Origin of the sequence: Pseudomonas sp. KB_15, assembly GCF_052114525.1 — a bacterium.
Taxonomy (GTDB): Bacteria; Pseudomonadota; Gammaproteobacteria; order Pseudomonadales; family Pseudomonadaceae; genus Aquipseudomonas.
This window is the reverse complement of sequence record NZ_JBFREX010000014.1, coordinates 66,328-88,334: the sequence shown is the minus strand read 5'-3', so window position 1 is coordinate 88,334 and position 22,007 is coordinate 66,328. Positions and strand designations below refer to the sequence as shown.

General features: G+C 60.6%; 20 protein-coding genes. 14 read left to right on the top strand and 6 right to left on the bottom strand.

Translation table 11 applies throughout. The features are described from left to right. Positions 1–51 precede the first annotated feature (51 nt). From cysT to AB4Z35_RS14485, 3 genes are read left to right on the top strand one after another with little or no spacing between them, the layout of a single operon-like run. Entirely contained in the window at positions 52–870 is an 819-nt protein-coding gene (gene cysT / locus AB4Z35_RS14495; RefSeq protein WP_007972956.1) for a sulfate ABC transporter permease subunit CysT, read from the top strand. Positions 871–883: 13 nt separating this feature from the next. Continuing rightward, a complete protein-coding gene (gene cysW, locus AB4Z35_RS14490; protein ID WP_007972954.1) occupies positions 884–1,753 on the top strand; it encodes a sulfate ABC transporter permease subunit CysW in 870 nt (289 codons plus the stop codon). Between the two features lie 3 nt (positions 1,754–1,756). Beyond that, complete coding sequence (locus tag AB4Z35_RS14485) at positions 1,757–2,746, top strand: sulfate/molybdate ABC transporter ATP-binding protein (RefSeq protein WP_007999787.1); 990 nt, start codon at positions 1,757–1,759, stop codon at positions 2,744–2,746. Between the two features lie 122 nt (positions 2,747–2,868). On the opposite strand, the gene AB4Z35_RS14480 is transcribed toward AB4Z35_RS14485, so the two are convergent. Continuing rightward, the gene (locus AB4Z35_RS14480; protein ID WP_442097728.1) at positions 2,869–3,393 is read right to left on the bottom strand and encodes an Mpo1 family 2-hydroxy fatty acid dioxygenase; all 525 of its coding nucleotides are present in this window, start codon (positions 3,391–3,393) and stop codon (positions 2,869–2,871) included. Between the two features lie 84 nt (positions 3,394–3,477). On the opposite strand from AB4Z35_RS14480, the gene AB4Z35_RS14475 reads away from it, so the two are divergent. After that, positions 3,478–4,164, top strand: a complete 687-nt coding sequence (locus AB4Z35_RS14475; protein ID WP_442097726.1) for a Crp/Fnr family transcriptional regulator — start codon at positions 3,478–3,480, stop codon at positions 4,162–4,164. A gap of 221 nt (positions 4,165–4,385) precedes the next feature. Here AB4Z35_RS14475 and AB4Z35_RS14470 read toward each other — a convergent pair whose 3' ends face one another. Then, positions 4,386–5,390 (bottom strand): AraC family transcriptional regulator, encoded by a 1,005-nt coding sequence (locus AB4Z35_RS14470; protein ID WP_442097724.1) that lies wholly within the window; start codon positions 5,388–5,390, stop codon positions 4,386–4,388. Positions 5,391–5,490: 100 nt separating this feature from the next. On the opposite strand from AB4Z35_RS14470, the gene AB4Z35_RS14465 reads away from it, so the two are divergent. Then, a complete protein-coding gene (locus tag AB4Z35_RS14465; RefSeq protein WP_442097723.1) occupies positions 5,491–6,564 on the top strand; it encodes a fatty acid desaturase in 1,074 nt (357 codons plus the stop codon). 133 nt (positions 6,565–6,697) lie between these two features. Here AB4Z35_RS14465 and AB4Z35_RS14460 read toward each other — a convergent pair whose 3' ends face one another. From AB4Z35_RS14460 to AB4Z35_RS14450, 3 genes are read right to left on the bottom strand one after another with little or no spacing between them, the layout of a single operon-like run. Continuing rightward, the gene (locus tag AB4Z35_RS14460; protein WP_442097721.1) at positions 6,698–8,308 is read right to left on the bottom strand and encodes an arylsulfatase; all 1,611 of its coding nucleotides are present in this window, start codon (positions 8,306–8,308) and stop codon (positions 6,698–6,700) included. Positions 8,309–8,323: 15 nt separating this feature from the next. Next, complete coding sequence (locus AB4Z35_RS14455) at positions 8,324–9,139, bottom strand: ABC transporter ATP-binding protein (protein WP_442097720.1); 816 nt, start codon at positions 9,137–9,139, stop codon at positions 8,324–8,326. Next, positions 9,136–10,734, bottom strand: a complete 1,599-nt coding sequence (locus tag AB4Z35_RS14450) for an ABC transporter permease (RefSeq protein ID WP_442097718.1) — start codon at positions 10,732–10,734, stop codon at positions 9,136–9,138. The genes AB4Z35_RS14455 and AB4Z35_RS14450 overlap by 4 nt, the downstream gene beginning before the upstream one ends. A 402-nt stretch (positions 10,735–11,136) precedes the next feature. Here AB4Z35_RS14450 and AB4Z35_RS14445 point away from each other — a divergent pair, with 402 nt between their 5' ends. Further along, entirely contained in the window at positions 11,137–12,150 is a 1,014-nt protein-coding gene (locus tag AB4Z35_RS14445) for an ABC transporter substrate-binding protein (protein ID WP_442097716.1), read from the top strand. Positions 12,151–12,273: 123 nt separating this feature from the next. On the opposite strand, the gene AB4Z35_RS14440 is transcribed toward AB4Z35_RS14445, so the two are convergent. Beyond that, a complete protein-coding gene (locus AB4Z35_RS14440) occupies positions 12,274–13,194 on the bottom strand; it encodes a LysR family transcriptional regulator (RefSeq protein WP_007999768.1) in 921 nt (306 codons plus the stop codon). Between the two features lie 183 nt (positions 13,195–13,377). Here AB4Z35_RS14440 and AB4Z35_RS14435 point away from each other — a divergent pair, with 183 nt between their 5' ends. The 8 genes from AB4Z35_RS14435 to AB4Z35_RS14400 all read left to right on the top strand — a co-directional run bounded on the left by AB4Z35_RS14435 (position 13,378) and on the right by AB4Z35_RS14400 (position 21,838). After that, on the top strand, positions 13,378–14,298 hold the full coding sequence (locus AB4Z35_RS14435; RefSeq protein ID WP_442097713.1) for a TauD/TfdA dioxygenase family protein: 921 nt from the start codon (positions 13,378–13,380) through the stop codon (positions 14,296–14,298). 133 nt (positions 14,299–14,431) lie between these two features. Beyond that, positions 14,432–16,792 carry a TonB-dependent receptor gene (locus AB4Z35_RS14430; protein WP_442097711.1) on the top strand — a complete coding sequence of 787 codons (2,361 nt, stop codon included), beginning with the start codon at positions 14,432–14,434 and terminating at the stop codon, positions 16,790–16,792. 258 nt (positions 16,793–17,050) lie between these two features. Next, complete coding sequence (locus AB4Z35_RS14425) at positions 17,051–17,860, top strand: energy transducer TonB (protein ID WP_442097709.1); 810 nt, start codon at positions 17,051–17,053, stop codon at positions 17,858–17,860. 44 nt (positions 17,861–17,904) lie between these two features. Beyond that, on the top strand, positions 17,905–18,630 hold the full coding sequence (locus AB4Z35_RS14420; RefSeq protein ID WP_204934118.1) for a MotA/TolQ/ExbB proton channel family protein: 726 nt from the start codon (positions 17,905–17,907) through the stop codon (positions 18,628–18,630). A 1-nt stretch (position 18,631) separates the two neighbouring features. Continuing rightward, the gene (locus AB4Z35_RS14415; RefSeq protein ID WP_007999758.1) at positions 18,632–19,033 is read left to right on the top strand and encodes an ExbD/TolR family protein; all 402 of its coding nucleotides are present in this window, start codon (positions 18,632–18,634) and stop codon (positions 19,031–19,033) included. Positions 19,034–19,323: 290 nt separating this feature from the next. Continuing rightward, positions 19,324–19,905 (top strand): alpha/beta hydrolase, encoded by a 582-nt coding sequence (locus tag AB4Z35_RS14410; protein WP_007999757.1) that lies wholly within the window; start codon positions 19,324–19,326, stop codon positions 19,903–19,905. A gap of 55 nt (positions 19,906–19,960) precedes the next feature. Beyond that, positions 19,961–20,893 (top strand): sigma 54-interacting transcriptional regulator, encoded by a 933-nt coding sequence (locus AB4Z35_RS14405; RefSeq protein WP_442097706.1) that lies wholly within the window; start codon positions 19,961–19,963, stop codon positions 20,891–20,893. Positions 20,894–21,055: 162 nt separating this feature from the next. Then, entirely contained in the window at positions 21,056–21,838 is a 783-nt protein-coding gene (locus tag AB4Z35_RS14400) for a MetQ/NlpA family ABC transporter substrate-binding protein (RefSeq protein ID WP_007972924.1), read from the top strand. Positions 21,839–22,007: the final 169 nt, after the last annotated feature.

The following is a 22,007-nucleotide window of genomic DNA, read 5'->3' as shown; positions in this document are numbered from 1 at the left end:
CCGCTCCCACATGAGTGGGTTTAGCAGATCGCTTTTTAACCAGGGACTTTTATGTCGCGTCGTATCTCCCCCGTCATACCCGGCTTCGGGCTGACGCTGGGCTACACCTTGGTGTACCTCAGCCTGATTGTGCTCATACCACTGGCGGCGATGTTCGTGCATGCCGCTCAACTCACCTGGGATCAGTTCTGGGCAATCATCTCGGCGCCACGGGTGCTGGCCGCGCTGAAGCTCAGCTTCGGCACGGCGCTTTGTGCCGCGATCATCAACGGCATCATCGGCACGCTGCTGGCCTGGGTATTAGTGCGCTATACCTTCCCTGGACGAAAAGTGATCGATGCAATGATCGACTTGCCGTTCGCATTGCCCACGGCGGTGGCCGGTATTGCGCTGACCGCGCTGTACACGCCTACCGGCCTGGTTGGTCAGTTTGCAGCGGATCTGGGTTTCAAGATCGCCTACACCCCCCTGGGCATCACCCTTGCCCTCACTTTTGTGACACTTCCATTCGTAGTACGTACCGTACAGCCAGTATTGGCCGATATTCCTCGTGAAGTCGAAGAAGCGGCGGCGTGCCTGGGGGCAAAACCATTGCAGGTTTTCCGCCATATCCTGCTGCCGGCACTGCTGCCGGCATGGCTAACCGGTTTCGCTTTGGCCTTTGCCCGAGGGGTCGGCGAGTATGGTTCGGTGATTTTCATCGCCGGCAACATGCCGATGAAAACCGAGATTTTGCCGCTGCTGATCATGGTCAAGCTCGACCAATACGATTACACCGGCGCTACCTCCATTGGTGTACTGATGCTGGTGGTTTCCTTCGTCCTGTTGCTGCTGATCAACTTGTTGCAGCGGCGCATCGAAACCCCATAAGGAGGCGGCACCCATGTCCCAATCGTCTATTGCTGCCGCTTCCTCGAACGCTGCCCGCCGTGGCAGTGCGACCTCGCGGCGAATCCTGATCGGCCTTGGCTGGCTGATTTTTGCGCTGTTCCTGTTGCTGCCGCTGTTCATCGTGGTGTCCCAGGGCCTGAAACTTGGCCTCGGTGCGTTCTTCACCGCGATCTTTGAACCGGACGCCCTGTCGGCGCTGAAGCTCACGGTCATCGCCGTGCTGATTTCGGTGCCGCTGAACCTGGTGTTCGGTGTCAGCGCCGCGTGGTGCGTGAGCAAGTACTCGTTCCGCGGCAAGAGCATGCTGGTGACGCTGATCGACCTGCCGTTCTCGGTATCGCCGGTGATTGCCGGTCTGGTGTATGTGCTGATGTTCGGCGCTCAGGGTCTGTTCGGGCCGTGGTTGCAGGATCACGACATCCAGATCGTCTTCGCCCTGCCGGGCATCGTGCTGGCGACGATCTTCGTCACTGTGCCGTTCGTGGCCCGTGAACTGATCCCGCTGATGCAGGAACAGGGCACTCAGGAAGAGGAGGCTGCGCGCTTGCTCGGGGCCAACGGCTGGCAGATGTTCTGGCACGTCACGGTCCCCAACATCAAATGGGGCCTGATCTACGGTGTGGTGCTGTGTACCGCGCGGGCCATGGGTGAGTTCGGTGCGGTATCGGTGGTTTCCGGGCACATTCGCGGGGTGACCAACACCCTGCCGCTGCACGTCGAGATCCTCTACAACGAATACAACCACGTGGCCGCGTTCGCCGTGGCGAGCCTGTTGCTGATCCTGGCGCTCTTCATCCTGCTGCTCAAGCAGTGGAGCGAAAACCGTATTAACCGCCTGCGCGCCAGCGCCGCGGAGGAATAATTCATGTCGATCGAAGTGCGTAACGTCAGCAAGAACTTCAACGCGTTCAAGGCGCTGGACAACATCAGCCTGGACATCCAGAGCGGCGAACTCGTCGCGTTGCTCGGTCCGTCGGGCTGCGGCAAGACCACGCTGCTGCGGATCATCGCTGGCCTGGAAACCCCGGACCGGGGCAACATCGTGTTCCACGGTGAAGACGTTTCCGGTCATGACGTGCGCGATCGCAACGTCGGCTTTGTGTTCCAGCACTACGCCTTGTTCCGCCACATGACCGTGTTCGACAACGTCGCGTTCGGCCTGCGCATGAAGCCGAAAAACCAGCGCCCGAGTGAAAGCCAGATCGCAACCAAAGTTCACGAACTGCTGAACATGGTGCAACTGGACTGGCTCTCGGATCGCTACCCGGAGCAACTCTCCGGCGGCCAGCGTCAGCGCATTGCGTTGGCCCGGGCGTTGGCGGTGGAACCAAAAGTGCTGCTGCTCGACGAACCCTTCGGCGCCCTCGACGCCAAGGTCCGCAAAGAGCTGCGCCGCTGGTTGGCGCGGTTGCACGAAGACATCAACCTGACCTCGGTGTTCGTGACCCACGACCAGGAAGAAGCGATGGAAGTCGCCGACCGTATCGTGGTGATGAACAAGGGTGTGATCGAGCAGATCGGCTCACCGGGCGACGTCTACGAAAATCCGGCCAGCGACTTCGTCTATCACTTCCTCGGTGATTCGAACCGTCTGCACCTGGGCGAAGACAACCACGTGCTGTTCCGCCCGCACGAGGTGTCGTTGTCCCGGCATGAACTGGAAGACCACCACGCGGCCGAAGTGCGCGATATTCGTCCGCTGGGTGCGACGACTCGGGTGACGCTGAAGGTCGAAGGGCAGAGCGATCTGATCGAGGCCGAAGTGGTCAAGGATCACGACAGCCTGATCGGGTTGGCGAAGGGTGAGACGCTGTTCTTCAAGCCGAAGGTCTGGCAGAAAGTCGCGAATATTTAAAATCAAAAGCTTCGTCGGATCGCCGCCCGGAGCAAGCCCGCTCCCACATTGAATCGGTGTTGACCACAAAACATGTGGTTAACCCGAAACCCTGTGGGAGCGAGCTTGCTCGCGATTGCGATCTAGACAGCAGCACGTTTCGGATTGACCCGCACCCCACCCGCCCGCGCCTCGATCTGCTCTTTCAGGTCATGTCGCATCCCGAGCATGAACGCCAACTCAGCCACCACGAACAACGGCCCGACAATCAACCCGGTCACGTCATCGACAAAGGCCGGTTTGCGCCCTTCGTAGTGATGGCCGACAAACTGGATCGCCCAACCGATCACGAACATCGCCACGCCACTGCTCAGCCAGACCAGCGTGCTTTGCTGCGCCAGCACATGACCTGCCCACACGGACAGCCCCAGCAAAACCGTCATCAACACGCCCAGGCGCAACTCCAGGCGCAGGTAAAACCACGCCGATGCCAGCGAAACGAGCACCGCCGGCGACATCCACACGCCGCCCAGCGACCACTCCGGCCGGGACAGCAACACGGCGACGGCCACCACAATCAACGGAATACCGATAAAGTGACTGGCGATGTTGCGCGGATCACGGTGGTAGGCGGCGTATTGACTGAGGTGGTCGACGAGGCTTTTCATTGTTGTTCTCCTGTGGGGGTGATTGATCATGCCCCCGGGGCACTTCCCGCTCTGTCAGCCAGGCGACAATCTCTAGGAGTTTTCATGGATATGCAGGTCTGGCGTCCACGCCTGATGAGCGGTCAGTGGTTCAGCCGTTTGCCTGTTTCCCTACAGGATAGTCTCCTGTCGGCGGCCAGGGTGCGGCGCTTGTCGCCGGGCCAACGGCTGTTCAAGCGCGGCGATCCGCCCTGCGGCCTGTACGCGGTGCTTGAAGGCGCGGTGCGCGTCGGTGCCGTGAGCGAGCAGGGCAAGGAAGCGTTGCTGAGCCTGGTGGAGCCGCCGCACTGGTTCGGCGAAATCTGCCTGTTCGACGGCCAGCCGCGCACCCACGATGCCTACGGCGTAGGCCAGTGCACGCTGCTGCACATTCCCCAAAACACCTTGCTGGCGTTGCTTGATGAGCATCCGCAGCATTGGCGGCAACTGGCGTTGCTGATGAGCCAGAAGTTGCGCATGACCTTCATCAACCTCGAACAATTGAGCCTGTTGCCGGCCCCGGCAAGGCTGGCGCACCGCTTGTTGATGATCGCCGAAGGCTATGGCGAGACCGCCCCACCGCGCCGCGTCCTGCAACTGCCCCAGGAGCAGCTTGCCGCAATGCTGTCGCTGTCGCGCCAGACCACCAACCAGATTCTCAAGGAGTTGCAGGGGCAGGGGATCATCGGGCTGAGTTACGGCGAAATAGAAATCCTCGACGCTGCCCGGTTGCGGGAACTGGCCACAATCTGAAACTCGACGCATATCCCTTGTGGGAGCGAGCTTGCTCGCGATGACGGTGTGTCAGTCTCCAGGTATGTCGACTGAAAGTCCGCTATCGCGAGCAAGCTCGCTCCCACAGGGGGCTGGGTGAATCAGAGATTTGTGGTCACCGAAAAAACTGTGGGAGCGGGCTTGCTCCGGGCGGCGTTCCGACGATGGGGCCAGATCGGTAAACTCACCATCGTAATCAATTACCGCAACCCATCCCGAAACTGCCCTGGCGTCATCCCGGTCCAGCGCTTGAACGCGCGACTGAAGCTGCTGGTATCGGCAAACCCGAGCAGATAGCTGATTTCGCTCAGCGACACCTGCGGGTCACGCAGGTGCAGCAGCGCGAGGTTTTCGCGGCTTTCATTGAGCAGCGTATCGAACCGGTAGCCTTCATCCGCCAGGTGCCGTTGCAGGCTGCGCAGGCTCAGGTGCAGGGCCTTGGCGATGTGTTCGGCGCTGGGTTCGCCTTCGGGCAGTTGTTCTTCAATGGCGTCGCGGACCTTGCGCTCCCACGTCAGCGGCTTGAGTTGCGCCAGGGTTCTCTTGAGCACGGTTTCGTTGTGCTCAGCCAGTTCCGGGTTGGCGTCATCCAGGTGGCTGTCGAAGTCGACGAGGGCGAATTCCAGTCGGTCTTCGTCGGCGCCGAAGTGCACGGGCGAGCGAAAGACTTTATGCCATTGGTGCGCGTCTGCCGGCTCCGGGCGGCGCAGGTAGGTTGCCAGTGGTGCGTATTCACGGCCCAGGCGATTGCGGCAGGTGCGCACGTAAATCGCCATGAACGCATCGATGGCTTCGAAGGCCGGGGCCGGGTTGCCGGCAGGGATTTTCAGACGGAAATGGTAGCGATCCTCGGCGCGGGTCAGTTCCAGTTCCAGGGCATCGCTGACCACCTGGTGATAGCGCACGATGCGTTCGAACACTTCCCGCAAGCTGCCGCTGGCCACCAATGCATAACCCAGCGCATGGAAGGTGGTCGGGCTGACGAAACGCGAAACCCGCAAACCGATCGCCGGGTCGCCGCTGACCTGCACCGCCAGATTCCACAGGTGCGTGGTGCCCGACAGCGGATAACGCGCGTTCGGGTCGTCCATCAACAACGGGTCGAGCCCCGCTTGATGGCACAGGGCGGTGCTGTCGATGCCCAGGGCGTCGAGTTGCTTGCGCAGGGCGCGGGTCCAGCTGGCGAGGGAGGTCGGTTCGGTCATGCTGATTGGCGCTTCCAGTCAACAGGTTGGCGTTTTCGGCTACCGCGTTGCGAGGGGTCGCAAGGCAGGATGCAACCATCAATAACCAGAGGATGGAAGCATGGACCGTACTTCTGCAAGCCCCCAACGACTGAATGCAGCTCAACGATCAGCCCATATTCGTGAAGTGGTGCTGGCCAGAGGCGTCGAACTGCGTGAGCAATACCCGATTCTCAAGCATCAGGACGCCCTCGGCGCAGGCATTCTGACCTTCGCCCTGGTCGGCATGGTCGGTTCGGCGGCGCTCTACATGACCGGGCACATGGCCTGGTGGGCGTGCCTGCTGCTCAACGCGTTTTTCGCTTCGTTGACCCATGAGCTGGAACACGACCTGATCCACAGCATGTACTTCCGCAAGCAGAAAGTGCCGCACAACCTGATGATGGGGTTGGTGTGGCTGGCGCGGCCGAGCACCATCAACCCCTGGATTCGCCGCCATCTGCACCTCAATCACCACAAGGTGTCGGGTTCTGAAGCCGACATGGAAGAACGCGCCATCACCAACGGCGAGCCTTGGGGCTTCGCGCGCTTCTTGATGATTGGCGACAACATCATGTCGTCGTTCATCCGCATGCTGCGGGCCAAGACCTGGGCAATGAAGTTCAGCATCATTTACCGCACGCTGAAGGTCTACGCCCCCCTGGCGCTGATGCATTGGGGCGCGTGGTACGTGTTTCTCGGTTTCCACACAGCGAATGGCATTGCGCATCTGATGGGCGCACCAATCGAGTGGTCGGCGACGACGTTGTCGGTGATGCAGGTGATCGACATCGCAGCCGTCGTGATCATCGGCCCGAACGTGTTGCGCACGTTCTGCCTGCACTTCATCAGCTCGAACATGCACTACTACGGCGATGTGGAGCCGGGCAACGTGATGCAGCAGTGCCAGGTGCTCAATGCCCCGTGGCTGTGGCCGTTGCAGGCGTTCTGCTTCAACTTCGGCAGCAGCCACGGGATCCATCACTTTGTGGTGAAGGAGCCGTTCTACATCCGCCAGTTGACCGTGCCGGTGGGGCACAAGGTGATGCGCGAGATGGGGGTGCGGTTCAATGATTTCGGCACGTTTGCGCGGGCCAACCGGTTTGAGAGCAAAGACGAAGCGGCGGTAGAAGAAGTGCGTGCCGTCAGGGCTTGATGGGTTGTCATCAAGGGCCTCATCGCGAGCAGGCTCGCTCCCACAGGGGATCTTTGTTGTTCACAAATAATGTGTTCACCAAAGATCAAATGTGGGAGCGAGCCTGCTCGCGATAGCGGTACATCAGGCAACCTCAATCCGGCTGAAACGGCGACTCGCTCAAGATCACGCCAGTCTCATCCACATACCGCTGCCAATGCTCGATCAAGGCATTGAGCTTCTGCGGTTGGCTCAGCGCCAGGTCATGAATCTCCCCCGGATCATTGCCCAGGTCATACAGCTGCCAGGTCGCCGGGCCCACCGGTCCCGGGATGTACACCGCCTTCCATTGCCCCTGTCGAATCGCTCGCCGACCGAACAATTCCCATCCGGTAACGGTGTGCTCGTCATGCACTTGCGCCGTTTCGCCCGACAGAAACCCAAGCCACGACTTCCCGCGAACCTCTGCCACGGGTTTGCCGTGCCATTGCTTGCCCGGATGGCGCACGCCGGCCAGGTCGAGAATGGTCGGCGTGATGTCCATCACGGTGCCGAAGCCATGGCTGATCTGACCCTTGAACGGCAGCTGCGGGTAATGCACCAGCGCCGGCACCCTGATCCCGCCTTCGGTGGTGAAGGCCTTGAACAGCCGCGACGGTGCGGTAGCCACTTGGGCCCAGTTCGGCCCGTACCAGACGTAGGAATTGGCTCGACCGATGTTGTCCAGGCTGTTGTCGTAATGCTGGTTGAGATAGGTCAGCAACTGCGGTCCGAATTTCGGGAAGGCTTCCAGCAATGCCCCTTCGGCGCCGTTATCGGACATGAACAGGATGAACGTGTTGTCCAGTTGCCCTTGCTGACGCAAGTAATCGACGACACGGCCGATGTTCCAGTCCATGCGCTCGACCATCGCCGCGTAGACCTCCATCGCCCGTGCGGAAATCTGCCGCTGTTCATCACTCAACGCATCCCACTGTGCGCTCAACTGGATCAGTGGATGTGGCTCGACATCGGCCTCGATCAACCCCAGGGACTTGAGTTTTTCCAGACGTTCCAGCCGCAGCACCTCAGGGCCGGCGTCATAGCGCCCGCGGTATTTTTCCACCACATCGGCCGGCGCCTGCAATGGCCAGTGCGGTGCGGAAAACGGCAGGTACGCGAAGAATGGCCGGGTCTGGTCGCGCTCCTTGAGGTATTGCAGCAGCTTGTCGCCAAAGGCATCGGAGGAATAAAAATCCTTCGGCAGTTCATCGATGAACTGGTCGTCTTCGATGTACAGCGCCGGGGTGGATTTCAGCAGCCGTGGCGTCGTTTCATCGTAGGTCGGCTCGAAGCCGTAATGGTTGGCGGCGCCAGGCAACAGCGAAAACGAACGCTCGAAACCCCGGGCGTGGGGCGCCAGTTCTGCGGTCAGGCCCAAGTGCCATTTGCCGCTCATCAAGGTCTGGTAACCGGCCTCGCGCAACAGCTCGGGCAGGGCGACCACGCGGTCATTCAGATGCCCTTCGTAGCCCGGTTTACCGATCAGGTCCGGGGTCAGCGCTTCAGCCATGGTGCCGATGCCGGCGATGTGGTGATCGGTGCCGGTGAGCAGCATCGAACGGGTCGGCGAGCAGGTCGGTGCGGTGTGAAAATCGGTCAGGCGCAGGCCATTGTTGGCCAGGGCATTGAGGTTCGGCGTGTTGATTTCGCCGCCGAAGGCACCGATGTCGGAAAAGCCCAGGTCATCGGCCAGGATCACTAGAAAGTTGGGACGTTGCGGCATCAAGCATTTCCTTTTTCAGTAGGCAATGAAGGACAGTGGCAAATCACGGACCTGCACCGGCACGGGAGGCTGGTAGTGATCGTCGCTGGTGAGTTCGTGAAGCAGTTCTTCGCGTAACTGGTGGAAGTCGAAACTGCTGCGCTGGCGCGGATGGGGCAGGGCAATGTCGACCACTTGCTTGATCCGTCCGGGACGCGGCTCCATCACCACCACGCGGTCGGCGAGGAAGATCGCTTCCTCGACATCGTGGGTGACCAGGATGGTGGTGATTTTTGCCCGCGTGCGGATCGCCAGCAGTTCGTCCTGCATCTGCTGGCGGGTCAGCGCATCGAGGGCGCCGAAGGGCTCGTCCAGCAGCAGAATCCGCGGGCTGGCCACCAGGCCGCGAGCGATGGCCACGCGCTGCGCCATCCCACCTGAGAGCTGGTGCGGATAAGCCCGGACGAAGTCGCCCAAGCCCACCAGTTCGATGAAGTCATGGATGCGCTTTTGCTTTTGCGCAGCGCTCAATGGCTCGTTGACCAGGCCCAGGCCGATGTTGTCGGCCACGCTCAGCCACGGGAACAGACGGTGTTCCTGAAAGACAATGCCGCGCTCGCTGCCGATGCCGCTGACGGTTTTGCCGTCCACGGTGATCTGCCCGCGAAACTGCGTATCGAGGCCCACCAGCAGCCGCAGCAAAGTGGATTTGCCACAGCCGCTGGAGCCGACGATGGCGACGAATTCACCCTCGGCGATGTCCAGGTTGAATTCGCGAATGGCCTCAAGTGTGAAGCCGTCGACGTCGAAGGTTTTGCCCACGTGATTGAAGCTGACAATTGGTGCGTTCATGCGTGTCTCCAGCGGGTGGCGCGGATTTCCAGGCGTTGGCCAATAAGATTGAGCAGGGCGCCGGTCACACCCACCAGCAGCATGCCGGCCATGATCAGGTCCATGCGCAGCAGTTGCTGGGCGCCGATCATCTGGCTGCCGATGCCGCCGTTGGACGGCATGAAGTATTCGGCGCCGATGGTGCCGAGCCAGGCATAGATCAGGCTCAGCCTGAGCCCGGCGAAGATCCCCGGCGCGGCGCCCGGCAGCACCAGTCGGCGCAGGCGCTGGCGCAGATTCAGGCGCAACACTTGCGCGGCCTCGTTCAGTTGCGGCGAGAGGTGGACGACGCTGCGTTGGGTGGCGATGAACAGCGGGAAAAAAGCGGCCAGGGCAACGAACACCCACTTGGCCAGTTCCCCCAGACCGAACCACGCGGTGAGCAGCGGCACCCAGGCGAAAATGGCGATCTGGCGGATGGCGGCGAGGGTTGGGCCGAGTACCCGTTCGCTAGTACGTGACAGTCCCAGCAACAGTCCCAGCGCAAAGCCGAGACCACCACCGAGCAACAGACCGCCCAGGGTACGACCCAGACTCAGGGCCATGCCGCCAATCAATGTGCCGTCGAACAAGCCATCCCGAGTGGTCTGCAGGACGCCCAGCGGGCTGACCAGAATGTTCGCGTCAATCCACTGCTGATCCGTGGTCAATTGCCACAACGCCAACAGTGCCAGCGGCAGCAGCCAGGGTTGCAGGCGCTGCCAGCCCTGGTAGCGCGGCCCGCGACGGATTTCGGCGGTGGCAGGGTGCGGCCAGTGCACCAGGTGTTTATCGAGCAGGCCGACGCCGCGGTCCATCGCCACGCCGATCAAGCCGATCACCACGATGCACACAAATACGATGTCGAGCATGAACAACTGTCGTGCCCAGACCATCAGGTAGCCGATGCCTTCACTGGAAGCGAGCAGTTCCACGGCGAGCAGCGAAGTCCAGCCAGCGGCCAGCGCGAGGCGCACTCCGGCCATGAATGCCGGCAGCGCTGCGGGCAGCACCAGGCGGCGGATCAACAGGCGCCTGGGCAAACGCAACACGGCGGCGGCTTCGCGCAGCCTGGGTTGCGCATCGCGCACTCCGACAAGGGTGTGCAGGGTCACCGGCACCACGATGGCCTTGATCAACACCACCAGTTTCAGCACTTCACCGATGCCGAAAAACACCATGAACAAGGGAATCCAGGCCAGGGTCGGGACTTGCGCCAACCCGGCGAAGGTCGGAAACACCAGGCGCTCCAGTCGACGGCTGAAACCCAGTGCCGCACCCAAAACAGCACCAGCGCTGATCCCGGCCAGCAGCCCCCGGAACAGGCGTTGCAGGCTGATCCACAAATGGCCCCACAACTCGCCTTGGGACAATTCCACCGCGCTGGTCCAGACCAGCGACGGCGCCGGCAGGATTTGCTCACTCATCCAGTGATTACGGCTGGCGAGCCACCAGAGTGCAAACAGGCTGAAGGGCAGCAGCCAGGGCAAGAGCCGCTGGCTCAGTGTCGGCCAATGCCGTCGACCATCAAGCCGGGGTGCGGCCAGCGGCAGGCTCAGAAGGGAAACACGGACCATGGGTGACCTCCGTTGTCGGGTTGCAATGCAAGCTTGCTTTTTGTGGGAGCGAGCCTGCTCGCGATGAGGGTGTGTCAGGCGACTTATGTGCTGGATGACACACCGCTATCGCGAGCAAGCTCGCTCCCACAGGGTTTAATGTGTATGCAAAATTGATCTATAAAAATAAAAATTAATTCTATTTAGGGATAAGAAAGGCCATTTAAGGCTTGGGAGCGCGCACGCATCCAATGCATTCGAAGAATATTTTCGATGCTGCCAAGGCATAGCTGGCGGAGAGGCCCGTAGGGGTTGATATAGATTAAAAAGCTATAAAAATGTGAATTTATAGTATTTAAGTGTTGGTTCCACTTCGGCCTACTTTCGGCTCCTCAACGCCCGTTGCCCCAAGGAGCCGCACCCATGAACCTTCCCTTCAAACGTGTCATCAGCCTGTTCGCTGCACCGGCCCTGGCGGGTCTGCTGGCCTTCACGGCCAACGCCAGTGAGCTCAAGGAAATCCGCATCGCCGTGCCGGACCTGAGCGCCGGTACCCAGCACAGTGGTGGCGGTGTAGTGGATGTGCTGCGCGATCAACAGATCTTCGAAAAGGCTTTCGCCGATCAAGGCATCAAGATTCAGTGGAGTTTCTTCAAGGGCGCAGGCCCGGTGATCAACGAGGCGTTCGCTAACGGTCAGATCGACCTGGCCTACCTCGGCGATCTGGCGGCCATCATCGGCAAGTCCAATGGTCTGGATACGCGGTTGCTCAGCGCCTCGGCGCGCGGGGTGAAGCATTACCTCGGCGTGGTGCCGGGTTCGGGGATCAAGACCCTGCAGGACCTCAAGGGCAAACGCGTGGCCATCTTCCGTGGCACCGCCAGCCAGTTGTCATTCGATGCGGCGCTGGCCAGTCAGGGGTTGAGCGAGAAGGATGTGAAAGTCATCAACCTCGACTTCAACGCGGCAGTCGCGGCGCTGGCGGCGAAGCAGATCGATGCCTCGTGGGGCGGTTCCGGGCTCACGGCGTTGCAAGCCAAGGGGCTGGCCGAACTGCCGCTGAACACCAAGGATCTGGGCAACGCCGGCAGTGTGCAGGCGGTGTTGGTGGGCACCGGAAAATTTGTCGACGAGCATCCCGAGGCGGTCGCCACACTGCTCAAGGCGCAACAGCAAGCCGTGACGTGGCTGACCCAGGAAAGCAACAAGGACGCCTACATTCAACTGGTGTCAGGGCTGGCGAGCTATCCGCCGGTGATCCTCACGCAGGATCTGAAGGATCAGAAACTGAGCGAGATATTCCCCTCGACGCTTGACCCGGTGTTCCTCGGCAAATTGCAGGATGCGGTGGATCTGGCGTCGCAGCAGAAGCTGATTCGCAAGTCGTTCAAAGTGAGCGATTGGGTGGCGCCGGAGTTGGCTGCGGCAAAACTTTGAATCTCTAGCGTCAATTCGGACGCTTTCGCGAGCAAGCCCGCTCCCACACTGGTTCTGCGTCGTACACAAATTTTGTGTTCGCTGGAAATCAAATGTGGGAGCGGGCTTGCTCGCGAAGAGGCCCTAAACCGCAACGCTGATCTGCTGCCTGTCCACCGCCACCAACGTCTCGATCATCGCCCGCGCCGCCGGCGACAACCGGAACCCGGTGCGACTGACAATCCCGCACCGTGCATTCATGCTCTCGATGTTCTGCGGCAGATTGCGCCAGTGCAGCAGCACCAGCGAGCCCTGGGCGATGTCCTCGATAAACGCTTCTTGCGTTCCCACGCCGATGGCGTTGGATTGCAGCACCACTTTCACCAGCGCCGGGAAATGTTCGGTCTCGATGGTCGGTGAAAAATCCACCCGGCCACTGAGGTTCGCCAGCAGTTTGCGAATGCCTGGCGGGATCTTCGTGGTCGCCAGCGGGTAGTCGAACATATCGTTGGTCGACAGGCTCTCCTTGGCCAGCAGCGGATGCCCGGGGCGGCAGAAAAACACACCGCGCTTGGGCGTCAGAGCCTGGGTCTGGAAGTTCGGGTCGGACTCGAAATGGCGGATGTCGGCGATGAAGAATTCGATCTCCTCACGGCTCAGGGCGCGGCTGAGTTTTTCCCAGTTATCCACCTCGAAACAGGTGCGCACTTTCGGGTGCGCATTGATGAATTGCGCCACTGCATCCGGCACCAGTTTCACCGCCGGTGCCGGGCCGCAACCGAAGCGCAGTTCGCCCGCATCGAGCTTGGTCATCTGCGTCACTTCGCAGCTGAGCAACGCCGCACCCTGCACCAGGCTGCGGGCATGTTGCAGCACCACCAGGCCTTCGGGGGTGGGGCGCAAGTCCTTGTTGCCACGGTCCACCAGGACGCAGCCGAACTCGTGCTCCAGCCCCTGAATGCTGCGGCTGAAGGCAGGCTGGGTAATGCCCATGGCCTCGGCCGCGCGCACGAAACTGCGGTGTTCGTCGAGGGCGATGAAGTAACGCAACTGGCGAAGATCCATATGCTTTTCCGGCATCCTAAAAATAGCTCGAAGGCATTTGCGACGAGGGTTGACTGAGGTTTTAAATGCAACCTCTTATTCCGTCAACGAAGCATGTTGATATCTATTAGATCTAAATTGAATATAGATAGAGCAGTGTTTCGCGGCCGGTTCAACCGCAAGCAGTCTGATGAGGGTCTACCCATGAGCAATGCCGCTTTCGCAGTACAACCCGCTGTTCACTCGCTTGAAATCCATCCGGTGGCCGGGCGCATCGGTGCCGAAATCCGTGGCGTACAGCTTTCCGGCGAGCTGGATGCCGCCACTGTTGAAGCCATTCAACAGGCGCTGCTGCAATACAAAGTGATCTTCTTCCGCGAGCAGACACTGCTCGACGATCAGCGCCAGGAGGCGTTCGCCCACCTGCTCGGCGAACCGGTGGCGCACCCGACCGTACCGGTGCGCGAAGGCACGCGTTTTCTGCTGGAACTGGACGGCGCCGAGGGCCAGCGAGCCAGCTCCTGGCACACCGACGTGACTTTCGTCGAGGCCTACCCCAAAGCCTCGATCCTGCGCTCGGTGGTGGCCCCGGCTTTCGGCGGCGACACCCTGTGGGCCAATACCGCCACTGCCTACGACGGGTTGTCGGCGGAGCTGCGTGAGCTGGCCGACAAACTGGTCGCCGTGCACAGCAATGAATACGACTACGCCGGTACCAGGCCTGACGTCTCTGCCGAGAAGCTGGAGCGCTATCGCAAGATCTTCACTTCGACCGTCTACGAGACCGAACACCCGGTGGTCCGCGTGCACCCGATCAGTGGCGAGAAGAGCCTGTTGCTGGGGCATTTCGTCAAGCGCATCAAAGGCTATTCCCAGGCCGATTCGGCGCACCTGTTCGGGTTGCTGCAAAGCCATGTGATCCGCCAGGAAAACATCGTGCGCTGGCGCTGGAAGGCTGGCGATGTGGCGATCTGGGACAACCGCTCCACCCAGCATTACGCGGTGGATGACTACGGGACCCAGGACCGGATCGTGCGACGGGTGACGCTCAAGGGTGAAGTGCCGGTGGGTGTGAATGGGCAGGTCAGCCAGACCGTGAAAGGGCCGGATATCGAAGGCGTCTGAGCTGACGCCATCGCGGGCAAGCCCGCTCCCACAGGGGGTCTTCGGTGTTCACAGGATCAGTGTGGGAGCGAGCTTGCTCGCGATGGCGGCCTACCAAGCGACAAAGAACTTTTCTGATCGGGAACCCCGCCTTATGAGTCCGTTGCATCTCGCCCCAACCCACTCTCCACAACGGCTCAAACGCCTGCCCCTGGCCCTGTTACTGGCAGGCAGTGCCAGCTGGACCCAAGGCTATGCGGCCGACAGCACCACCCCGCAATCCACTCCCTCAACAACCGCCACGGCCGACAATACCCAACTGGAAACCGTGACGGTCACCACTCGCCGCCGCGAAGAAAGTTCGCAGGATGTGCCGACGCCCATGAGTGTGGTCAGCGGCCAGACCCTGGAAATCCAGCGGGTCTATCGCATCCAGGATTTGCAGCAACTGGTGCCCAGCGTCAACGTCGCCTACATGCACGCGCGCCAGTCCAGCGTGTCGATCCGTGGCCTGGGCAACAACCCGGCCAGCGATGGCCTGGAAGGCAGTGTCGGCCTGTACATCGATAACGTTTACCTCGGCCGGCCGGGCATGGCCGTATTCGACCTGATGGACATCGAGCAGCTTGAAGTGCTGCGCGGTCCGCAAGGCACGTTGTTCGGAAAGAACACCACCGCCGGCGTGATCAACATCAGCACCCGCGCGCCAACCTTTACCCCTGAACGCAGCATCGAATCTTCGGTGGGCGAGGACGGATACTTCCAGACCAAGGGTACGATTTCCGGCCCGCTGAATGAGCAACTCGCCGGACGCTTTTCTGCGTATCGCACCCGTAGCGACGGTGACATCAAAAACGAATTCGACGGCCATGACCTGAACGGTGGCTCCCGCGATGGCTTCCGTGGCCAGTTGCTGTTCAAGCCCAACGAATCGTTCAACCTGCGCTGGATTGGCGACTACAACGAAGAAGATTCCAGCGCCGGCACCCGCGTGTTGTTCAACACCGGGCCGACCATCAATGGCTTCAATCTCTATCAATCGCGGGCCAATGCCGCTGGCGCGACACTGGTTGACGGCACGCACCGCAAGGTCAACCTGAACAACGACCAGCACGTTACCGTGCATCAGGGCGGTACCTCGGTCGAGGCCAACTGGACGCTGCCAAGCGACTTCACCCTGACCTCCATCAGCTCCTATCGCTGGTGGAATTTCACCCCGCGCAATGATGACGGCCTGAACGTATCCACCTTCTTCAACGCGGGCGTTTCGGTGGAGGATAAGCAGTACTCCCAGGAGTTTCGCCTGGCGTCGCCCTCCGGCGGACTCTTCGATTACGTGCTCGGCGCCTATTACTTCGGCTCCAACCTGGACAACAAGTCGTTCACCTTTTACGGCCCGCAAGCGGACATCTGGAACGGCACACCCAACGGTGCGCTGAACAACGTCGACAGCGTCGGCAACGGCCATATCGAAACCAACAGCTTCGCGCTTTTCGCCCAAGGCACCTGGCACTTGACCGAACGCCTTGATTTCACCGCCGGCCTGCGCGGCACCTATGAAGAGAAAAACGCCCAGGTGACCCGTGATGCGCCGGCCGGTGGTGCAGCGGTCACCGGAGCGGCGGCCGCAGCACGACGCGCTCGTGCGGGGGCTTTCGACTCTGGCGATTTGAATCAGTACAGTTCGAGCCCCTCAGGTCTGTTGAACCTCAGCTACCGCCTCACCGACGATCTGCTCACTTACGCCACCTTGTCCCATGGCGAAAAATCCGGCGGCATCAATCTGGCCGTCGGCACGGCGCCGGTGGCCGGTGCCGACTCGTTGCTGATTGGCACCGAGCGCGCCAACAACGCCGAGCTCGGATTCAAGAGCACTCTGTGGGACCGTCGCCTGCAACTCAACGCCAACCTGTTCTGGACCCAGGTAAACGGCTATCAGACCAACGCCTTCGACGACGTCAACCGCGTGCAGTTCCTGACCAACGCCGGCTCCGTACGCTCCCGTGGCGCGGAATTCGAAAGCACCTTGCTTGCGTTGCGCGGCCTGACGCTGAACATCAACGGCTCGTACAACGACGTCAGTTACCTCTCGTACAAGAATGCGCCGTGCCCGCCTGAAGTCAGCCTGAGGCCAGGTGCTCCAGCCTCCTGCGACCTGACCGGGCATCAAGTGGTTGGCGCTTCGAAATGGATCGGCAACGCCAACGGCGAATACAAGTGGAACCTGAGCAACGGCTTTGAAGAGTACGTCACCGCCAGCTATGCGTTCCGCTCCAAAGCAGTGGGCACGGTGGAAGATTCCGATTTCGGGCAGATCCCGAGTTATGCGCTGGTCAACCTGTCCACCGGCCTGCGCGGCGACTTCAACCAGGGACAGTGGGACGTTTCGTTGTGGCTGAAAAACGCCTTCGACAAAACCTACTACACGACGCTGTGGACGGCCGCGAATGGTGGGTATGAAGGGCTGCTGGGCACGCCGCGGACGCTGGGTGTGACCGGTCGATATGACTTCTGACGGCGAAAAATCATGCCTCGAATGAATATTTTCAATGCGGGCAAAGCATCGGTTTTTTTCCACTACGCCCGAGCCCTTGAACGGCGGGCTCAGGCGGTGGGTTGATGGCTTGTATATTCGTTTCAGGTCTAAATATAAGTTTAAACATTACTTTAAGCGCTAAGCGTTCAGGCTAATGATTGCTCTACCAGGACGTCGTCGGGGGATGTTCAGTACGACGTTCCGGTAATTCGCAAAGAGACCGCAGGGAGTTGAACAATGGGCAATGTCMAGACCGCCGTCAGTGCACATGAAGTGCTGTGGCGCCAGGCACCCGGTGGTGAGTTGGTCGACCTCGGCCGACCGCACCGGGTGCCCTTGGGCCAGTTGCGTTTGCAGCGCGCGCCCAAAGGCATCTTGAGTCGACGGGAGACGATCCTGCTCGGTGTGCTGGCGTTGCTGGTGCATGGCGCGGTGATTTATTGGGTCAATCAACAATCGACCCCGGTGCTGCCCATCGTGCCGCCGCAGACTCCGCCGATGACCATTGAGTTCTCGCGTCCGGCACCTGCGGTGGTCGAGCCGCCGCCACCGCAACCTGTCCAGCCAGTGGTCGAGCCGCCACCGCCCGTGGAAGACGAACTGGCCGTGAAGCCGCCGCCACCGAAGCCGGTTCCCAAACCCAAACCGGTTGCCAAACCGATACCGAAACCGGCGCCCAAGGCGGTTGAGCAACCACCCGCGCCGCCGAAACCGGCAGCACCCGTAGCGGCCCCTGCGCCACCTGCTCCCCCGGCCCCAGCTCCCGTGACACCCGCTTCAGCGAACGCGGGCTACTTGAAAAACCCGGCGCCGGAGTACCCCTCGCTGGCCCAGCGTCGCGGCTGGGAAGGCACGGTGTTGTTGCGCGTGCATGTGCTGGCCAGCGGCAGGCCCGGCGAGATCCAGATCCAGAAAAGCAGCGGTCGCGATGCACTGGACGAAGCTGCGCTGAACGCGGTGAAACGCTGGAGTTTCGTGCCGGCCAGGCAAGGTGATGTCGCCCGGGATGGCTGGGTCAGCGTGCCCATCGATTTCAAGATTCATTAAACCGAAACCAATTTCGCGCGAAACGTTTACACGAGGAATACACCATGACGTTACTGGCATCTCCACTTGAATCCATCGAAAGCGCGGTGATCTGGCTGCTGGTGGTTTTTTCCGTCGCGACCTGGGGTTTGGCATTGCTCAAGGGCGTGCAGTTCGGTCGCCTCAAGGCACAGGATCGAAAGTTTCATCAACAGTTCTGGGCCGCTTCGAGTCTCGACTCGGCGGCCGAACTGAGCGAAACCCGGCCCGGAGCGGCAGCCCGGGTTGCACAGGCAGGTTATGCCGCGATCCAGGTCGGCGAGGCGCCGCAGGCGGCGGACTTGAGCCAGGCGATCAATCATCAGGATCGTCTGGAGCGTGCCTTGCGTCAGCAGATCGTGCGCGAGCGCCGGTCGCTGGAAACCGGGTTGGCGGTGCTCGCTAGCATTGGCAGCACCTCACCGTTCATTGGTTTGTTCGGCACGGTGTGGGGAATCATGGAAGCGTTGAAGGGCATCAGCGCGGCCGGTTCGGCGAGTCTGGAAACGGTGGCCGGGCCGATTGGCGCGGCGCTGGTTGCCACCGGCGTAGGGATCGCCGTCGCGGTACCGGCGGTGCTGGTTTACAACTATTTTTTGCGTCGTTTGAAACTGACGGCGGCGGACCTGGATGACTTTGCCCACGACTTCTACAGCCTGGCGCAGAAGAGTTCGTTCCGCGTGCTGATTCACCCGACGGCACACAAACTGGCGGCCCAGGGCAGCGCACAGAAAGTGAAGGAGGCGTCCTGATATGGCCTTCTCCACGCAAGACACCGATGAGGTGCTCAGCGAGATCAACGTGACGCCGCTGGTGGATGTGATGCTGGTGTTGCTGGTGGTGTTCATCGTCACCGCGCCACTGCTGACCAACGCCATTCCGATCAACCTGCCCAAGACCGAAGCGGTTGCGCCGGTGGAGCAGAAAGATCCGTTGGTGGTGAGCATCGACGGTGCCGGCAAACTGTTTATCAACAAGGACGAGATACAGCCGGACTTGCTGGAGTTCAACCTCAGGTCGGCGAAGGCCAAAGACCCCGAGGTGCGCGTGCAGTTGCAGGCGGACGATGGGGTGAATTACGGCGAGGTGGCCCGGGCCATGGCGTCGATTGAGCGGGCAGGGATTACCAGGCTGTCGGTGATTACTGCGCGTTAACCGATTTTCGATTTTCCGGGGCCGTCTCCTTGGCAGGGTGCGGCCCTTTTTTTTTGCTTCAACTTTCGTGAACACACTGTTCCCTGTGGGAGCGAGCTTGCTCGCGAAGGCGGTGGATCAATCGACATCGAAGTTGAATGTCCGGGCCCTTTCGCGAGCAAGCTCGCTCCCACAGGTTATATGTTTAATATTCGATATGGATCTTAATAAATAGCTTCTTATTCCTTAACGAATATATCTCTCCTCCCTATACTCGTCCGGGAACAGACACGCAGCAGGAGAGCTCCCCCATGCGCAACGAATCAATTCGCTACCTGATTGTGCCGGGCTGGCAAGGATCGCCAGAAGATCATTGGCAAAGCCACTGGCAGAACAGTCTGCCGAACAGCGCACGGGTGGAGCAGGCCGACTGGCTGACACCGCGCCGTGAAGACTGGGTCGCGGCGCTGGCCGAGGCGATTGCCGCCGACAGCACGCCGGTGATTCTCATTGCCCACAGCCTGGGCTGCATCACTGTCGCCCATTGGGCAGCGACCGCACCCGTGCAGTTTTTGCGTCAAGTGCGTGGTGCCCTGCTGGTCGCACCGGCGGATGTGGAACGCCCGGCCTGCGCGCCGGCCTTGCGCAACTTCGCGCCGATTCCAACGGATCTGCTGCCCTTTCCGAGCCAGGTCGTCAGCTCCGACAACGACAGTGCCGTCAGTGCGCCGCGAGCCCTGGAGCTGGCGCGCCAATGGGGCGCCGAGGCGGGGATTCTGGCGGGGGCGGGGCATATCAACGTGAAGTCCGGTCACCAGCGCTGGGAGCAGGGTTTTGCCTATCTCTATCGCCTGCARAACCGTATGGAACACCACGCCCTGCGCCGCGCTTGAACACTTTCTTTATTTAACGCCCCCGTCTCCCGGCGGTTTTGGGCGGGAGTCTGCCATGAGCTTTGAAACCTTCGGTCAGCCGCTGCTGACCTTTCCCGATGCCGAAAAAAGTCCCCTGAGCATCCGCGCCAAGGCGTTGGTGTTTGTCGATCCGCGTTCGCGGAAGTTGCGCGAGGACCTGGAGCAACTGGCCACGCGTTCAGTTTCGGTGCTGATCCGAGGCGAAACCGGGACCGGCAAGGAATTGCTGGCGCGGCATATCCATCGCGCCAGTGATCGCGGCGGGTTGTTCGTATCGGTCAATTGCGGCGCGATCAGCCCGACCTACGCCGACGCCGAGCTGTTCGGCTATGCGGCGGGCAGCTACAGCGGTTCGGCGAGCAGTCGTGCAGGCTGGTTCGGTTCGGCCAATGGCGGCACGCTGTACCTGGACGAAATCGGCGACCTGCCGCTGCCGATCCAGATCAAGCTGCTCGCCGCCCTGGAGAACCACGAAGTCACCCGCGTCGGCGCTCAGCAGCCGAGCCCGGTGGATGTGCGGCTGGTGGCGGCCACCAGCATCGATCTGGCCCAGGCCGTCGCCGCCGGAAAATTCCATGAGCGGCTTTATCACTACCTCAGCGAAGGCCAGCTCGAACTGCCGGCACTGCGCGAGCGCACGGGCGACATCCTGTCGCTGGCCGAATACTTTCTCGGCATCTACAGCCAACGCCTCGGCCTGCCGGTGCCATTGATCAGTGAAGCGGCGCAACTTGTGCTGGAACGCCACAGTTGGCCGGGCAATACCCGGGAGCTGGAAAACATCATTCACTTTGCGCTGTTGGTGAGCACCGGTGACGAGATTTTACCGGAGCATCTGAACCTGCCGGAGCCTTCGATTTCACTCGCAAAAATCGAGCAACACGTTGTTTATACGAGCAAAAACGGCACCGCTGCCGAGCGTTCGGCACTCAAGCGTTTGCTGGAAAGCCTGACGCAGACGCTTTAACGCGCTGTATGAACAAAATGGAATATGAAGCTGAATAAACGTTATTGTTCGGGAATAAAGAATCCCGGTATTGTCCGCTTCACGCCAGCGATAGCACTTCACTGGCACTCTCATCTTCAAGCCGTCGCCACAAGCGACTGTGATTTTCGATAAGGACACTGCATGAAAAAGGTTCTGTTGTTCACCGCATTGGCGGCTGCCCTGACCGCGGGCCTGGCCCAGGCTGGCGAAAAACTGGTGGTTGCCGCAACCCCGGTTCCACACGCCGAGATTCTCGAGCTGATCAAGCCAACCCTCGCCAAAGAAGGCGTGGACCTGGAAATCAAAGTTTTCACCGACTACGTTCAGCCGAACGTTCAGGTCGACCAGAAGCGTCTGGACGCCAACTACTTCCAGACCCTGCCGTACCTGAAAAGCTTCAACGAAGGTAAAGGCACTCACCTGGAAACCGTGATCGGCGTGCACGTCGAACCGTTTGGCGGCTACTCGAAGAAAGTCAAAACCCTGGCTGAGTTGAAAGACGGCGCGACCATTGCCATCCCGAACGAAGGCAGCAACAGCGGTCGTGCCCTGATCCTGCTGCAGAAAGCCGGCCTGATCGAGTTGAAGGACCCGAAAAACGCTCTGGCCACGCCGAAAGACATCGCCAAGAACCCGCACAACTTCAAGTTCAAGGAGCTTGAGTCGGCGATGTTGCCGCGTGTGCTGGATCAGGTCGACCTGGACATGATCAACACCAACTACGCGCTGGAAGCAGGTCTGAACCCGGCTAAAGACGCGCTGGTGATCGAAGGTGCCGACTCGCCTTACGTGAACTTCCTGGTGGCTCGTCCGGACAACAAGGACAGCGTTGCCATCCAGAAACTGGCCAAAGCCCTGACCAGCCCTGAAGTGAAAGCGTTCATCGAGAAGAAGTACAGCGGCGCGGTATTGCCTGCGTTCTGATTCGCGAAGTAAACCCCTTCAAGGTTTCAAACGCCGACGGCTGATTTAGCGTCGGCGTTTTTTTGAGCGTTCGATTTACCTGTGGCGAGGGAGCTTTTGTGGCGAGGGGGCTTGCCCCCGTTCGAATGCGCAGCATTCGTCCCAAGGAGCGTCATTGAGAATTTGGGAG